This window comes from Croceibacterium atlanticum (assembly GCF_001008165.2).
Taxonomy (GTDB): domain Bacteria; phylum Pseudomonadota; class Alphaproteobacteria; order Sphingomonadales; family Sphingomonadaceae; genus Croceibacterium_C; species Croceibacterium_C atlanticum.
Window position 1 is genome coordinate 190,089 of the sequence record NZ_CP011452.2, and the last position, 14,660, is coordinate 204,748.

Annotated in this window: 16 protein-coding genes and 1 tRNA gene; 11 read left to right on the top strand and 6 right to left on the bottom strand. The window is 62.7% G+C overall.

Going from position 1 to position 14,660, the window contains the following annotated elements:
* The first annotated feature begins 47 nt into the window (after positions 1-47).
* From WYH_RS17425 to WYH_RS01000, 8 genes are all read left to right on the top strand, one after another.
* Entirely contained in the window at positions 48-3,266 is a 3,219-nt protein-coding gene (locus tag WYH_RS17425; RefSeq protein WP_053833320.1) for an intermembrane phospholipid transport protein YdbH family protein, read from the top strand.
* Positions 3,263-3,508, top strand: a complete 246-nt coding sequence (locus tag WYH_RS00970) for a YnbE family lipoprotein (RefSeq protein ID WP_244877940.1) — start codon at positions 3,263-3,265, stop codon at positions 3,506-3,508. Before WYH_RS17425 ends, WYH_RS00970 begins: the two co-directional genes overlap by 4 nt.
* An 18-nt stretch (positions 3,509-3,526) precedes the next feature.
* On the top strand, positions 3,527-3,916 hold the full coding sequence (locus tag WYH_RS00975; protein WP_413226737.1) for a YdbL family probable chaperone protein: 390 nt from the start codon (positions 3,527-3,529) through the stop codon (positions 3,914-3,916).
* A 134-nt stretch (positions 3,917-4,050) separates the two neighbouring features.
* Complete coding sequence (locus tag WYH_RS00980) at positions 4,051-4,368, top strand: AtpZ/AtpI family protein (RefSeq protein ID WP_046902340.1); 318 nt, start codon at positions 4,051-4,053, stop codon at positions 4,366-4,368.
* Between the two features lie 57 nt (positions 4,369-4,425).
* Positions 4,426-5,220, top strand: a complete 795-nt coding sequence (locus WYH_RS00985; protein WP_046902341.1) for a F0F1 ATP synthase subunit A — start codon at positions 4,426-4,428, stop codon at positions 5,218-5,220.
* 40 nt (positions 5,221-5,260) lie between these two features.
* Positions 5,261-5,488, top strand: a complete 228-nt coding sequence (locus tag WYH_RS00990; protein ID WP_046902342.1) for a F0F1 ATP synthase subunit C — start codon at positions 5,261-5,263, stop codon at positions 5,486-5,488.
* Positions 5,489-5,581: 93 nt separating this feature from the next.
* Positions 5,582-6,076 carry a F0F1 ATP synthase subunit B family protein gene (locus WYH_RS00995; protein WP_046902343.1) on the top strand — a complete coding sequence of 165 codons (495 nt, stop codon included), beginning with the start codon at positions 5,582-5,584 and terminating at the stop codon, positions 6,074-6,076.
* Entirely contained in the window at positions 6,069-6,644 is a 576-nt protein-coding gene (locus tag WYH_RS01000; protein WP_046902344.1) for a F0F1 ATP synthase subunit B family protein, read from the top strand. The genes WYH_RS00995 and WYH_RS01000 overlap by 8 nt, the downstream gene beginning before the upstream one ends.
* 85 nt (positions 6,645-6,729) lie before the next feature.
* Here the strand turns inward: WYH_RS01000 and gloB are convergent, their stop codons facing one another.
* The 6 genes from gloB to aroA form a co-directional block, all read right to left on the bottom strand.
* The gene (gloB, locus tag WYH_RS01005; protein WP_046902345.1) at positions 6,730-7,491 is read right to left on the bottom strand and encodes a hydroxyacylglutathione hydrolase; all 762 of its coding nucleotides are present in this window, start codon (positions 7,489-7,491) and stop codon (positions 6,730-6,732) included.
* Positions 7,491-7,925: a GFA family protein gene (locus WYH_RS01010; protein WP_218917150.1), complete on the bottom strand. Its 435-nt coding sequence runs from the start codon at positions 7,923-7,925 to the stop codon at positions 7,491-7,493. Before WYH_RS01010 ends, gloB begins: the two co-directional genes overlap by 1 nt.
* A 67-nt stretch (positions 7,926-7,992) precedes the next feature.
* Entirely contained in the window at positions 7,993-9,690 is a 1,698-nt protein-coding gene (rpsA, locus tag WYH_RS01015) for a 30S ribosomal protein S1 (protein WP_046902347.1), read from the bottom strand.
* A 381-nt stretch (positions 9,691-10,071) separates the two neighbouring features.
* The gene (locus WYH_RS01020) at positions 10,072-10,701 is read right to left on the bottom strand and encodes a (d)CMP kinase (protein ID WP_046904678.1); all 630 of its coding nucleotides are present in this window, start codon (positions 10,699-10,701) and stop codon (positions 10,072-10,074) included.
* 20 nt (positions 10,702-10,721) lie between these two features.
* Positions 10,722-10,991 (bottom strand): CBU_0592 family membrane protein, encoded by a 270-nt coding sequence (locus tag WYH_RS01025; RefSeq protein WP_413226738.1) that lies wholly within the window; start codon positions 10,989-10,991, stop codon positions 10,722-10,724.
* Entirely contained in the window at positions 10,988-12,304 is a 1,317-nt protein-coding gene (aroA, locus tag WYH_RS01030; RefSeq protein WP_046904680.1) for a 3-phosphoshikimate 1-carboxyvinyltransferase, read from the bottom strand. The genes WYH_RS01025 and aroA overlap by 4 nt, the downstream gene beginning before the upstream one ends.
* Before the next feature lie 208 nt (positions 12,305-12,512).
* Between aroA and WYH_RS01035 the strand changes: the two genes are divergently transcribed.
* The 3 genes from WYH_RS01035 (at position 12,513) to ffh (ending at position 14,649) form a co-directional block, all read left to right on the top strand.
* Positions 12,513-12,830, top strand: coding sequence for an FYDLN acid domain-containing protein (locus tag WYH_RS01035; RefSeq protein ID WP_046904681.1), 318 nt, complete (start codon positions 12,513-12,515; stop codon positions 12,828-12,830).
* A gap of 142 nt (positions 12,831-12,972) precedes the next feature.
* Positions 12,973-13,048: transfer RNA gene (locus tag WYH_RS01040), tRNA-Ala, on the top strand.
* 140 nt (positions 13,049-13,188) lie between these two features.
* A complete protein-coding gene (gene ffh, locus WYH_RS01045) occupies positions 13,189-14,649 on the top strand; it encodes a signal recognition particle protein (protein WP_046902348.1) in 1,461 nt (486 codons plus the stop codon).
* Positions 14,650-14,660 lie beyond the last annotated feature (11 nt).

The following is a 14,660-nucleotide window of genomic DNA, read 5'->3' on the forward strand; positions in this document are numbered from 1 at the left end:
GCATGTTGCATTGCCTTTGCGCTGCGCCTCGCGCAAGTGTCGCGCAAATGGCGCATGACAGCGAAGTGGATACGGGCCTGGAGGAAAAGGGGCGTCGCCGGGCCGGTTGCTGGGTCCTGGCGGGCGTGCTGGCGCTTGTCCTCGCGGCATTGCTGCTGGCCTGGTTCAGCCGGGAGAGAATCGCCGATAATGTAATTGGCGGCGCGCTGGAGGATTACGGCCTTCGGGGGAGCTATGAGATTGAGAGCATCGGCACCCAGCAGCAGGTGTTGACCGATATCGTGATCGGCGATCCGGAAAATCCGGATCTCACGATCGATCGTGCCATCATCACGATCGAGCCGCGGCTGGGCATTCCCGCCATCGGTGGAGTACGGCTGATCGGGCCGCGCCTCTATGGCCGTTACGTGGACGGGACGCTCAGTTTCGGTTCGCTCGATCCCGTCCTCTTCACCGGGGAGGGCGGCCCGTTCGAATTGCCGGACATGGAACTGGCGATTGAAGACGGGCGGGCCTTGCTGGAAAGCGATTATGGGCCGGTCGGGATGAAATTGTCCGGCTCGGGCCATTTGCGCGGTGGCTTCGCCGGGGAACTGGCCGCGGTTGCGCCGCAGCTGGCGGCGGGCGGCTGCGATCTTTCCGGCGCGTCGCTTTATGGCAGAATCGGCATTGAGGCGGAAATGCCGGAATTTTCCGGGCCTCTGCGTTTCAGCAGGCTGCAATGTGCCGACATGGACCTGGCGCTGGGCAAGGGCGCGGCACAGATCGATCTGACCGCCGACCGCACTCTCGCCGGTTTCGATGCCACGGCGAATCTGGATCTTGCCGCGCTTTCCTATGCCGGCAACGGGATGGAGCGGTTGACGGGCAGCAGCGACCTGACCTGGCGCGATGGCGGGCTGACGGCCCGTTATCACCTGTCCGGCGACAATCTGGACACGGCGCAGGCCCGGATCGCGAATCTCGAACTGGATGGTTCGCTGCGCACGCGGCGCGATTTTGCCAGTATCGAGCTGGACGGCAGTGTGGAGGGCAATGGCATCAGCGCAGGCGATGCCGTCGACGCTACTCTCGCGGATATGGAGGCAGCGGGGGCGGACAGTCTTCTGGCACCGCTGATCGGCCGTGTCCGAACCCAGCTGGCGCGTGAAGCGCGCGACAGCCGTCTCGCCGCCGACTGGACATTGCGCAGTTCCGATGACCGGGTCAGCATTATCGTGCCGAATGCGAATCTGCGCGGCAGCAGCGGGTCCGTCCTCTTTTCGCTCTCCCGTTTCCAACTGGCAATTGGCGGGGAAACGGGCGAGGGCGGAGTGCCGCGTTTCGCGGGCAATTTCGCGACTGGCGGTGAAGGCTTGCCGCGCATGGCCGGCCGGATGGAACAGGGCCCTGGCGGCGGCGTCATGCTGCGCGCCAACATGGCCCCTTATGAGGCGGGCGATGCGCGTTTCGCCCTGCCGGAGCTATCCCTCCTTCGCCGATCCGACGGCGTGCTGGCCTTCAATGGCAGGGCCGAAGCCAGCGGAGCCTTGCCCGGTGGCCGGGTCGAAGGGCTGGTTCTGCCGATTTCCGGTAACTGGTCCGCCAGTGCCGGCCTATCCATGTGGCGCGAATGCACCGACCTGCGATTCGACAAATTCTCGATCGCCAATCTCTCGCTCGACCGGAAGGAACTGACCCTCTGCCCGCCGCGCCGTTCGGCCATATTGGAATATGGCGATGCCGGGCTGCGTCTGGCTGCCGGCGCGCCCTCGCTCGATCTCGGCGGCACGCTGGCGGATACGCCGATACGGCTGCAGAGCGGGGCTATCGGTTTCGCATGGCCGGGCAATCTTTCGGCGCAGCAATTGCAGGTCACTCTCGGCCCGGGCGGCAGCGCCACCAGCTTTGCCATCAGCGAACTGGATGCCCGGATAGGCGAGGATATTGCAGGCACGTTCAGCGGCGCCGACGTGAAACTGTTCGCCGTGCCGCTGGACCTGCTGGATGCGAGCGGAAACTGGCGGTTCGCCGATGGCAGGCTGGTCCTGTCAGGCGGCACATTCCGGCTCGAGGACCGCGAGGCCAGTGACCGTTTCGAGCCGATGATTGCCCGCGATGCGACGCTGGCGCTGGAGAACAACCGGATCGTCGCCGAAGCCTTGCTGCGCGAACCGGATTCGGACCGGCAAGTGGTGCGCGTGGATATTCGCCACGATCTCGGCAGTGCCGCAGGCCACGCCAATCTGACAGTCGACGGATTGTTGTTCGACGATCGCCTGCAGCCGGAAAATCTCAGCTATCTCGCACTCGGCATGGTTGCGAATACCGCCGGAACGGTGACTGGCGCCGGCCGGATCGACTGGGACGCGCAGAATGTCACCAGCAGCGGCAGATTCTCCACCGATTCGCTGGATCTCGCGGCCGCATTCGGCCCGGTTCGCGGCTTGTCCGGCACGGTGGAATTTACCGATCTGCTCGGCCTTACCACCGCGCCCGACCAGACATTGCATGTCGAAGCGATCGATCCGGGTACCGAAGTCCGTGACGGGAACGTGACCTTCCAGCTGACGGGGGGGCGGCTGCTCGATATCCGGAACGGTACCTGGCCCTTCTTCGGCGGCACGCTGACCATGCGGCCCGTATCCCTTACATTCGGCGCGGAGGAAGAACGCCGATATGTATTCGAGATTGTCGGGCTCGATGCCTCTCTGTTCATCGAGAGGATGGAACTGGAAAACCTCTCCGCCACCGGCATTTTCGACGGTGCGGTGCCGATCGTTTTCGACAAATCGGGCAATGGCAGCCTGGAAAACGGCCTGCTGATCTCCCGCCCGCCCGGCGGCAATGTTTCCTATGTCGGAGAGCTGAGCTACGAGGATCTTTCAGCCATGGCGAATTTCGCCTTCGATGCGCTGAAGTCGCTCGATTACCGGCAGATGCAGGTCGAAATGAATGGCGAGCTGTCGGGCGAGATCATCACGCGGCTTGTTTTCGATGGCGTTTCCCAGGGGGAGGGCGCGCAGAGCAATTTCATCACGCGCCGCATATCCCGCCTGCCATTCCGCTTCGACATCAATATTCGCGCGTCATTCCATACGCTGATGAACGATCTGCGTTCGCTCTATGACCCGGCAGCGACTGATCCGCGTGAACTCAACCTGATAGATGCCTTGGGAAATCCGATTGTGGGGGAAGATGAGGCCGTCCGGCGATCCTCGGCACCGACACTGGATACGCCCGATGAATCCGTTATTCAGCCCTCCGAAAGCGAGACAGAGCCATGAAAGCCGTCAAATTGACCTATCCCGCGCTACCGGCGCATAAGGGCCGCATGTCAGGCGTGCGCAGGGTAATTTCGGGATCGATGCTGGTGCTGGGATCGGCGCTGGTCGGCGGGTGCATTACCGTGAATGCGCCTGACAAGCCGATCGTGATCGAGCTCAACATCAATATCAAGAGCGAGGTCGTTTACCGCCTGGCGAATGACGCCGGGAATACGATTGACGAGAATGCCGACATCTTCTGACGGAGCCGAAGAGACATGATGAACCGCCTGACCCGCATCACGCTTGCCGCCACCGCCGCGGCAGTGGCCCTGGGCGGAATCGCCACGCCCGCCTTTGCCCAGAGGGATCCCGCCTATGCCGCCGCGCGCGAAGCAGGGAAGGTTGGCGAACAGGTGGATGGCTATCTGGGGATTGTCGGTTCGGCCACGTCCGAATTGCGCAAGATGGTCGATGACATCAATATCAAGCGCAAGGCCGTCTATGCGGAGAAGGCGCGGGCGGCCAATGCCACGTTGCAGGAATACGCCTTTACCGCGGGTTGCCTGGCGATTGCCCGTACCGAACCTGGGGAGAAATATCAGGCGCCCGATGGCAGCTGGCAGACACGCACTTCCGCCCCGCCGGAGCGTGACGCGCGCTGTCCCTGATCATTTGTTCTATTACGGGGACGGGAAGGGGCTTCCGACAGGTTGACTCGCATATGCCCCCCGTCTAGGGGGTCGGCGCCCTCGGCGGGCAGCTCTTTGCCTGTGCCGCAATCTCCTTCTACAAAGGGGCTGGCATGAGCGAAGAAAAGCCTGAACGGGACCCCATTGGTGAGGATGCGCGGATCGACGCGCTCGAGGCGCGGCTGAAAGCTGCACGCGAGCGGGAAGAACAGCGCAACCGGCCGCGGAACCAGGGTGCTGATGCCAATTACAGGCTAGGCAACCGGGTGCTAGCGGATTTGCTGGGGGGTATCGGTGGTGGCGCGCTGATCGGTTGGGTGATCGACCGGTTTGCGGATACGTCGCCCTGGGGTCTGTTGGGAATGCTGTTCCTCGGAACGGTCGTTGCCTTCAGGAATATTATTCGGATTTCGAACCGGCGCCCGGACTGACCCGCGATTGGGTACGGCAGGGCGCCGCGTTGCAATTCTTTGGGGACTCGAAAAGACGTGGCAGCCGAAGCAGGCAGAGTCGATCCGATGCACCAGTTTGCGATCGAGCCGATGTTCGGCTCGGCGAACTGGGAGCTGGCCGGTTACAACATCGCTTTCACCAACAGTGCGTTGTGGATGCTCATCGCCGCCGTGGCGCTGTGGATCTTCGTCGCTGGCGGGATGAAGCGCGATCTCGTGCCCGGTCGCTGGCAGATGGCGGTGGAAACCTTCACGGGTTTCATCGATGATATGCTGGCGGCCAATGTCGGCAAGGAAGGGAAGAAATACGTTCCCTACATCTTCTCGCTGTTCATGTTCATCCTGTTCGCCAATCTGCTGGGCCTGATCCCGCTGCCGCTGGCCATGGTGGGTGTCCATGCGTTCACCTTCACCAGCCATTTCACGATCACGGGCGTCCTTGCGATCCTGTCCTTTGCGATCGTGCTGCTGGTAGGCTTCTGGAAGCATGGCCTGCACTTCTTCTCGCTGTTCGTGCCGCATGGCACGCCGCTGGTGATGATCCCGCTGATCTTCGTGGTGGAGCTGTTCTCCTTCCTCGTGCGTCCCTTCAGCCTCGGCCTGCGACTGTTCGTGGCCATGATGGCCGGGCACGTGCTGCTGGAAATCCTGGCGAGCTTCATCATCGACAGTGCGAATGCCGGTGCGGGCTGGGGTGTCCTGATCGGAACGCCGAGCTTCCTCCTGATGCTGGCGATCTGTGCGCTGGAAATCCTGGTTGCCGGTATCCAGGCCTATGTCTTCGCGTTGTTGAGTTCGCTGTATATCAACGACGCCGAAAACCTTCACTGAGTTAGTTTCACCAAACAAGTTTTCACAAAGGAGTTTAGTCATGGACATGGAAGCAGCCAAGCTGATCGGCGCCGGTCTCGCGGCGATCGGTGCGGGCCTTGCCTCGATCGGTGTGGGTAACGTCTTCGGTTCGTTCCTCGAAAGCGCCCTGCGCAATCCCGGCGCCGCAGACGGCCAGCAGGGCCGCCTGTTCATCGGCTTCGCCGCCGCGGAACTTCTCGGCCTTCTGGCCTTCCTCGTTGCGGTTATCCTGATCTTCGTCGCCTGACGAATACGGAACGAGCGCAGGCCGGGTCACCGTGCCTGGCCTGCGCTGCAATGACCTGCTCCTAATAAACCTGCTGAAAGCCGGACCCGGACGATGCCTCAGATAGCCCAATTGGCCGAAACCTATTCCAGCCAGATATTCTGGTTGCTGGTGATCTTCGGCCTGGTGTTCTTCGTCATTGGCCGAGGCATGGTGCCCAAGGTGATGGACACCGTGTCGCTGCGCGACAAGCAGATCTCGAACGACCTGGCCGCCGCGCAGGCTGCGCGCGATCAGGCAAACGAGCAGGAAGAGGCCTGGCGCAGGCGCGAGAATGAAAATCGCGCCGAAGCGCAGGCGGTGGTCAATGCGGCCAAGGAGGATGCGGCTGCCCGGACGGAGAAGAAACTCTCTGCCGCGCAGGGTCGTGTCGACAAGAAGCTTGCCGAAGCGGAAGCCCGTATTTCCGCAGCAAGTGCCGAAGCCGCAGCCGAAATCGAATCCGTCGCCAGCGAAGCTGCCCGTGAAATCGTGCAGCGGCTTGCCGGCGTGGAAGTGGCCGAACCGGAAGCCCAGGCGGCCGTGAAGAAAGCAATGATCCATGGCTGAGCACGCTCCCGAACTGTTCACCACCGAAGATCCGGAACTGGCGACCGCCATGGAAGGCCATGATGCCGGGCATACCGAGCATGTCGAGCCGAGCGCCTTCGGTCTGACGCCGGGCGGCTGGGTCGGCCTGTCCATGCTCGTCTTCCTGCTGATCCTTGTCTGGAAGGGCGTGCACAAGGCGATTGCCGGCGGCCTGGACGGCAAGATTGCGGCCATTCGCGAACAACTCGACGAAGCAAAGAAGCTGCGCGAGGAAGCGGAGGCTCTGCGGGCCGAATATGCGGCCAAGATCGCCAATGCGGAAAAAGACGCAGCAGCCATGCTCGATCACGCCAGGACCGAGGCAGAACAGATTGTGGCCAAGGCCGAAGCTGATACCGAGGCGGTGATCGCCCGGCGCAAGCAGATGGCCGAGGACAAGATCGCTGCTGCCGAGCGTGGCGCGATCGAGGAATTGCGTGCGACGGTTGCAAGTGCGGCGACTGCAGCGGCCAGGGGCCTGATCGCAGAGAAGCATGACGCGTCGGCCGATCGCAAGCTGGTCGAAGAAACGATCTCCGCTCTCTGATCCAGTTCTTATTTCGGAATTACGAAGGGCCCCGGGGTTTCGATCCCGGGGCCTTTCTGTTTGCCAGTCCGGGCGCCGGGTAGCGTTAGAAATTGTCCTTGGCTGCTCTTAGTGCTGCGAAGGTTTCCACGGGTGTCATGCCGCCCCAGCGGGCCTGTATTGCCGGATCGTCAGCACGCAGGAATGGGTTCGTCACCAGTTCCCGCGCCAATGTCATGGGCACCGTCGGCACGCCTTTAGCGCGCTTCTGAGCCACCTCTGCGGCATAATCCTGCAATTCGGCATTGTCCGGGTCGGCATGAAGCGCAAAGCGGGCGTTGGCCTGTGTATATTCATGCGCGCAATAGAGCGTCGTCTCGGCCGGCAGATCCTTCAGCCTTGTGAGGCTGGCCCAGAATTGGGGCGCCGTGCCTTCAAACATTCGCCCACATCCCAGGGCGAACAGAGCATCCCCGACAAAGGCGATCCCTGCTTCGGGCAGGTAATAGGCGACATGCCCCATTGTATGCCCACCGACATCGATCACTCGTACCTGCCATTCGCCCAGGCGAAGCGTGTCGCCGCCTGAGACTTCGCGGTCGATCCCGGCAATCTTCGCGGCATCGGTGGCCGGGGCAGTAATGGTGCAGCCGGTGGCTTCCTTGATCGCCTCATTCCCGCCGGCATGGTCGGGATGCCAGTGCGTGTTCCATATCTGGGTGATGCGCCAGCCCTTGGCCTCCGCCTCGCGCAGATAGGCATCGGCATCGGGCGTATCGATGCAGGCGGTTTCGCCGCTCGCCGGATCATGCAGCAAATAGCCGTAATTGTCCGACAGGCAGGGGAATTGGTGTATTTGCAACGTCATCAACTATCCCTTCCACGCATATGCCGGGGCATGTCCTCCGGCAGTGCGATCCAGTGGTGGCGGCTCTGTTCATAGACGGAGCGGTGCGGCCGGGGGAAAGCGGGGTCGCAGATCGTGCCGACCGTAATGCCGATTATTCCGGGATATTTGCTCGCCCTTCCATAGAGCGTGCTGCCGCAGTCCGGACAGAAGCCGTTGGTGAATTGGTTTCCCTGATCGGTCAGCCGGGTGAATTCGCGCGCCTCACCCGCGATGCTGAATGATTCTTCCGGGAAATAGGCCATGATGCCGAAGGGGGAGCCGCTGCGCTTCTGGCAATCGCGGCAATGGCACAGGACGGTCATCGCATTGGCGCCGTCAGCGATTTCGGCGTTCAGTTTCCCGCATTGGCAAGAGGCATGCATGGGCAGTGATGTAAGGGCTGTGGCCGCCATAGGAAAGGCCCGCCTGCTCGGGTGAGCGGACGGGCCTTTCCTGTTGCCTGTGGCAGGCGGAAGAGGGTTATTCGCCCTTCTTCAGCGCCTCGCCAAGGATGTCGCCGAGCGATGCGCCCGAATCCGACGAACCATACTGTTCGACAGCCTGCTTCTCTTCCGAGATCTGGCGGGCCTTGATCGAGAAGTTGGGCTTCTTCGAACGGTCGAAGCCGGTAACCATCGCGTCGACCTTCTGGCCGGTGGCGAAACGGTCCGGACGCTGTTCGTCACGGTCACGGCCGAGATCCGAACGCTTGATGAAGCCGGTCGCGCCATCGTCGCCAGCCTGCACTTCGAGGCCGCCATCGCGGACTTCGAGCACGGTCACGGTGACAACGTCGCCACGCTTCAGGCCGCCCGAGCCGGCTGCGGCAGGCGCACCCTTTTCAAGCTGCTTCATGCCGAGCGAGATACGTTCCTTCTCGACATCCACATCGAGCACGACGGCGTTGACCATTTCACCCTTGCGGTGCAGCGCCAGCGCGTCTTCGCCCGAAATGCCCCAGGCGATGTCGGACATGTGGACCATGCCGTCCACGTCGCCCGGCAGGCCGATGAACAGGCCGAATTCGGTGGCGTTCTTGACTTCGCCTTCGACGGTCGAACCGATCGGATGCTTTTCCGCGAATTCTTCCCACGGATTGCGCTGGGCCTGCTTGAGGCCAAGCGAGATGCGACGCTTCTCGGAATCGACTTCCAGGACCATCACTTCCACTTCCTGCGAGGTGGAGACGATCTTGCCCGGATGGACGTTCTTCTTCGTCCAGCTCATTTCGGAAACGTGGACCAGGCCTTCGATGCCCGGTTCCAGTTCCACGAAGGCGCCGTATTCGGTGATGTTGGTGACGGTGCCGGTGACCTTGATGCCAACCGGATACTTGGCGCCAACGCCTTCCCACGGATCGCTTTCGAGCTGCTTCATGCCCAGCGAGATGCGCTGCGTATCGGCATTGATGCGGATGATCTGCACGGTGACGGTGTCACCGATATTGATCACTTCGCTCGGGTGGTTGACGCGCTTGTAGCTCATGTCGGTGACATGCAGCAGGCCGTCGATGCCGCCCAGATCCACGAAGGCGCCGTAATCGGTGATGTTCTTCACGACACCGTCGATCACCTGGCCTTCGGAGAGCTTGTCGATCAGCTCGCTGCGCTGTTCGGCGCGGGTTTCTTCCAGGACGGCGCGGCGCGAGACGACGATATTGCCGCGGCGACGGTCCATCTTCAGGATCTGGAACGGCTGCGGCATGTCCATCAGCGGGGTCACGTCGCGAACCGGGCGGATATCGACCTGCGAACCGGGCAGGAAGGCCACGGCACCATCGAGATCGACGGTGAAGCCACCCTTCACGCGGCCGAAGATACGGCCTTCGACGCGCTTGCCTTCGCCGAATTCGTCTTCAAGCTTGTCCCAGGCTGCTTCGCGGCGGGCGCGGTCACGGCTGAGCATCGCTTCACCATCGGCATTTTCGACGCGGTCGACATAAACTTCGACCTCGGAGCCGATTTCGAGACCATGCTCGTCATCGTTGCGCATGAATTCCTTGAGGGCGACGCGGCCTTCGCTCTTCAGGCCGACGTCGATAACGGCCATGCCGTTTTCGATATTGGTGACGGTGCCCTTGACGACGCGGCCTTCGAAACCGCCATCTTCGGCGCCACCGAGCTGTTCATTGAGAAGCGCCTCGAAATCGGCGCGAGAGGGATTGGCTGCACTTGCCATATAGGTTTGGTTCCTGATTCACATTTTTCCGGCCAGGCGGTTGTATCCGCCGGTCTTTGTGGCCGAACTGCCCGCGCGGCCGAATACCGGCACGAGCGTCCTCATGATCATCCCTGCAATGGAGAAAGGAGCGCGGCGAGCGCGCATCGCAATTTCCCGATATCCGGAAATGGTCCTTCGGACGGGCGCGCTCATAGTCGCACGGGGCAAGAAAAGCAAGTGTGTAGCGTGGTTTGCCCCGGGGGCTGGAACAGTTGGAACACTGTCCTGACCGGAACTGCCGGCGCGGCGGGCAAAACGCCCATTCAGGCGATGGATCCGGAGGTGAGGCGGGCGCGGCACGGGGCCTTCTGACCCGGCTTCGCCAAGTAGGAAAGGCGCCTAGCCTCGTCCGGCGCGAATCCGCTCCACCGCTTCGATTGCCGCCTGGATTGCCGCGTCGCGATCCAGCTCCGAGGTATCGAGCATCACTGCGCCTTCGGCCGGTTTGAGCGGCGCTTCCACGCGGGCGATGTCGCGCGCATCGCGCTGGCGCAGATCCGCCTCGATCTCGGGCAGGCTGTGGCTTTCGCCGCGCAGGGCCATTTCCTTCCAGCGGCGCATGGCGCGCGCTTCGACAGTGGCGGTGACGAACAGTTTCACATCCGCTTTCGGTGCGATGACCGTGCCGATATCGCGCCCGTCCAGCACCGCGCCGCCGGGTTGCGTCGCGAATTTGCGCTGGCGTTCGTAAAGCGCCTGGCGGACCGGGCGGTGCACGGAAACCCGGCTCGCCAGCCCGCCCGTCTCCTCGTTTCGCAATTCGGGATCCTGCAGCAATGATTCCGGAAAATCCGTTGCGGCGAGCGCATCTTCTGCATCGTCCGGATCGCCGCCGGTCAGGAAAACCTGCCGCCCGACTGCCCGATAGAGCAGGCCCGTATCGAGATGCGGAAGGCCGAAGCGTTCGGCCAGCGCCTTGGCGATCGTGCCCTTGCCGGAAGCTGTGGGGCCATCGACCGCGATGATCATCGCCTGCTTGCCGGGAATGGTCATGGCAGTTTCTTTCGCGCCGCGCTTCGTTCGGCAAATGCCTTGCCCAGGCCGAACAGGGCAATGGCAGCCCAGAAGCCTTCCAGCACGAGAGAGGCGAGATTCGTGTGCACTATCAGCGAGATGGTGAGCAGGATGGCCCCTGCCAGGTTCACACCGTGCTGGACGAAGGGGTTGGGCCGGCCCTTTGCGGTCTGATAACCATAGGCACCGATGATGCAGGCCATGCCCGCAAAGCCGATATAATTGGCCAGTTGCGGATCGATCACGGCCGTGCCGCTCCGTCCAGCAATGCCTCGAAGCTGGGGAAACTGGTGGCGATGGGGCGGGTATCGTCAACCTCCACGCCTGCCTTGCTCGCCAGACCGGCCACGGCCATGCTCATGGCGATGCGATGGTCGAGATGGGTGGCGATGGCGCCTTCGCCGCCCGGCAACGGATCGCCGCCGGTGCCTTCGATGACCAGCCCGTCAGCGCGCTCCTCGATCCGGGCGCCGGCATTTCTCAATGCTTCGGCCATAACCGCCAGGCGATCCGATTCCTTGACCCGCAATTCTTCCAGACCCGTGGTCACCGTCCGGCCGTTGGCGAGCGATGCGGCGACGAACAGGACCGGGAATTCATCGATCATGCTTGGCGCGATGGCTGGATCCACCTCGACCCCGCGCAGGACCGAATGGCGCACGCGCAGATCGGCCACGGGTTCGCCGCCAATGATGCGCTGGTCCATTTCCTCGATATCGCCGCCCATCTGGCGCAGCACGTCGAACAGTCCCGCGCGGGTCGGGTTCAGGCCGACATTTTCGATCACCAGATCGCTGCCGGGGATGAGCAGGGCGGCAACCGCGAAGAAGGCGGCGGATGACGGATCGCCCGGCACGTCGATCATCTGCGGGCGCAGTTCCGCTTCTCCGCGCAGGCGGATCACGCGTTCGCCATTTTCTTCCTCGACCCAGAGGTCTGCGCCGAAGCCCTTGAGCATGCGTTCCGTATGGTCGCGAGTCGGCACGGGTTCGATCACGGTGGTGATCCCGGCAGTGTTGAGCCCGGCCAGCAATATCGCGCTTTTTACCTGGGCGCTGGCCACGGGCAGGCGATAGCTGATCGGCACGGCGGGATTCGCGCCTTTCAGCATCAGCGGCAATGTGCCGCCGGGGCTGGGCGTGAATTGCGCACCCATCTGCGAGAGCGGTTCGATCACGCGGCCCATCGGGCGGGCGGACAGGCTGGCATCGCCGATGAAGGTCGCGGTCAGCGGGTGGCTGGCCAATATGCCCAGGAAAAGGCGGGTGGAAGTGCCGCTATTGCCCATGTCCAGCGCCCCTTCGGGCTGCAGCAACCCGCCCACGCCGACACCCTTGACCGACCAGCGACCTTCGCCTTCGCGGTGAATCGTTGCGCCCATCGCGCGCAGGGCGGCGGCGGTTGCCAGCACATCCTCCCCCTCCAGCAGGCCGGTTATGCGCGTTTCTCCCACTGCCAGCGCGCCGAACATGAGCGAGCGATGGCTGATCGACTTGTCGCCGGGAACGCGGATCCGCCCCTGCAACGGCCCGGATGGCAAAAAACGTCGTGGTTTCATCATGCTGGTATTATTGGCAGACAAGCGGCAGACTCTTTGGAAAATGGCGGATGCGCCCGGTATGGGTGGCGGCTTTTGACAGTGCCGGGGGGCTGTGGCAAGGCGCCCCCGCTCTTGATTCCGCCCCTTGATTGTGATCGGGGGCATCTCCATCAAGTCTTGCGAATTTCAGGGCGCGCCCGGCGGGCGGGCAGATGAGGATATTTACATGGTCAAGCCTGAGTGGGGCACCAAGCGTACCTGCCCCAAATGCGGTGAACGCTTCTACGACCTGGGCAAGGAAGAACCCGTGTCCTGCATCGAATGCGGGAACGAATGGTATCCCGAACCGGTGCTGAAGTCGAAACAGCCGATTCCTTACGAGGAAGTGGAAAAGGATAAGAAGAAGGAAGAGGATTCCGATCTCGGTGACGATGATCTGGATATCGACGAGGACGAGGATTCGCCCGACAATGATGTCGATCTCGGCGGTGACGACGATCTTGGCGTGACCAAGACGTCGGACGGGGACGAGGACGACAGCTGATCCCTTGGCCATCCCGGAACTTTAGTGACGGGATGGCAAATTTGGGGCTTGCGGAATCGGCAAGCTGCCAATAAAGGGCTGCCTCCCGAGCGATTGAGCTTGGGTCAGCGCACCTCCCAGGGGGCGCTGAAAAGAATGGAACGGGGCCTTAGCTCAGCTGGGAGAGCGCTACAATGGCATTGTAGAGGTCAGCGGTTCGATCCCGCTAGGCTCCACCATTCTCCGGCATTTCGCCGGCAAGAGTTTGAAATAGACCATGTTTCCGGACATGGTACCGAGTGCTGATTTGCACGCTGGCCGACGAGGTTTCGTCCGCCGGCGCTTTTGGCGTTTTGCGCCGCGGGAGTGAAGCGAGGCTATGTTCGACAACCTGTCCGATCGCCTGACTGGTGTGTTCGACCGCCTGCGCGGCCGCGGTTCGCTGAACGAACAGGATGTGCGCGAGGCGATGCGCGAAGTGCGCATTGCCCTGCTGGAAGCCGATGTGGCGTTGCCGGTGGCGCGCGATTTCATCAATCGCGTCACCGAAAAGGCCGTTGGCCAGCAAGTGCTCAAATCGGTCACGCCGGGGCAGCAGGTCGTCAAGATCGTCAATGACGAACTGGTGGCGATGCTGGGCGGCGATGCCGAAGGCGCGGGCGAGGCCGAACCGCTTCATCTCGACGCCAGGCCGCCTGTCGTGATCATGATGGTCGGCCTGCAGGGCTCGGGCAAGACGACCAGCACCGCCAAGATCGCCCGGCTGCTGAAGGACAAGCAGGGCAAGAAGCCGATGATGGCGTCGCTCGACGTCAATCGTCCGGCCGCGCAGGAACAGCTCAAGGTCCTGGGCGAACAGGCCGGTGTCGCCACCCTGCCGATCGTGCCGGGGCAGCAGCCGGTGGATATTGCCCGCCGCGCGCTGGAATCGGCGAAGCTGCAGGCAGTGGACGTGCTGCTGCTGGATACGGCCGGCCGTCTGCATGTCGATGAAGCGCTCATGGCCGAAATGAAGGCCGTGGCCAGCGTTTCCGCGCCCACCGAAGTGCTGCTGGTGGTCGATTCGCTGACTGGCCAGGACGCGGTGAATGTCGCGCAGAGCTTCTCCGACGAAGTCCCGCTGACCGGGGTGGTGCTGACCCGGATGGATGGCGATGCCCGCGGCGGTGCGGCCTTGTCCATGCGGGCCGTGACCGGCAAGCCGATCAAGTTCGCGGGTACGGGCGAAAAGCTCGACGCGATCGAGCCGTTCCACCCGCGGCGCGTTGCCGATCGTATCCTGGGCATGGGCGATGTCGTCAGCCTGGTCGAAAAGGCCGCTTCGGTCGTCGACAAGGAAGAGGCGGACAAGCTCGCCGAGCGGATGATGAAGGGTCAGTTCGACATGAACGACCTGCGCACCCAGCTTGGCCAGATGCAGAAAATGGGCGGTCTCGGAATGCTGGCCGGCATGATGCCGGGCATGAAGAAGGCCAAGCAGGCAATGGCCGCCAGCGGCATGGACGACAAGGTGCTGGTCCATATGGACGCGATCATCGGGTCCATGACGCGCAAGGAACGCGCCAATCCCGCCTTGATGAATGCCAAGCGCAAGAAGCGCGTGGCCGCCGGTTCCGGAACTTCGGTGCAGGAGGTGAACAAGCTCCTGAAGATGCACCAGGAAATGGGCCGGGCGATGAAACAGATCAGGAAGATGGGCGGGCTCAAGGGCCTCGGCGCGCTGTTTGGCGGCGGGGGCGGAATGCCCGGCGGCGGGAAGGGCGGCGGCATACCGGGCCTTCCTGGTGGCGCCGGCGGCCAGGTTCCGCCTGACCTGCAGAATTTACTGAACAAGAAGTGATTACAACGAAT

What these genes read in the sequence shown, in the direction of transcription:
- ffh (WP_046902348.1), top strand. Translation starts at nt 13,189, where the DNA reads ATGTTCGACAACCTGTCCGATCGCCTGACTGGTGTGTTCGACCGCCTG.
- WYH_RS01035 (WP_046904681.1), top strand. Translation starts at nt 12,513, where the DNA reads ATGGTCAAGCCTGAGTGGGGCACCAAGCGTACCTGCCCCAAATGCGGT.
- WYH_RS00980 (WP_046902340.1), top strand. Translation starts at nt 4,051, where the DNA reads ATGAGCGAAGAAAAGCCTGAACGGGACCCCATTGGTGAGGATGCGCGG.
- WYH_RS01020 (WP_046904678.1), bottom strand. Translation starts at nt 10,701, where the DNA reads ATGATCATCGCGGTCGATGGCCCCACAGCTTCCGGCAAGGGCACGATC.
- WYH_RS00975 (WP_413226737.1), top strand. Translation starts at nt 3,527, where the DNA reads ATGAACCGCCTGACCCGCATCACGCTTGCCGCCACCGCCGCGGCAGTG.
- rpsA (WP_046902347.1), bottom strand. Translation starts at nt 9,690, where the DNA reads ATGGCAAGTGCAGCCAATCCCTCTCGCGCCGATTTCGAGGCGCTTCTC.
- WYH_RS00995 (WP_046902343.1), top strand. Translation starts at nt 5,582, where the DNA reads ATGCCTCAGATAGCCCAATTGGCCGAAACCTATTCCAGCCAGATATTC.
- WYH_RS01010 (WP_218917150.1), bottom strand. Translation starts at nt 7,925, where the DNA reads ATGGCGGCCACAGCCCTTACATCACTGCCCATGCATGCCTCTTGCCAA.
- WYH_RS17425 (WP_053833320.1), top strand. Translation starts at nt 48, where the DNA reads ATGGCGCATGACAGCGAAGTGGATACGGGCCTGGAGGAAAAGGGGCGT.
- WYH_RS00990 (WP_046902342.1), top strand. Translation starts at nt 5,261, where the DNA reads ATGGACATGGAAGCAGCCAAGCTGATCGGCGCCGGTCTCGCGGCGATC.
- gloB (WP_046902345.1), bottom strand. Translation starts at nt 7,491, where the DNA reads ATGACGTTGCAAATACACCAATTCCCCTGCCTGTCGGACAATTACGGC.
- WYH_RS01000 (WP_046902344.1), top strand. Translation starts at nt 6,069, where the DNA reads ATGGCTGAGCACGCTCCCGAACTGTTCACCACCGAAGATCCGGAACTG.
- aroA (WP_046904680.1), bottom strand. Translation starts at nt 12,304, where the DNA reads ATGAAACCACGACGTTTTTTGCCATCCGGGCCGTTGCAGGGGCGGATC.
- WYH_RS00970 (WP_244877940.1), top strand. Translation starts at nt 3,263, where the DNA reads ATGAAAGCCGTCAAATTGACCTATCCCGCGCTACCGGCGCATAAGGGC.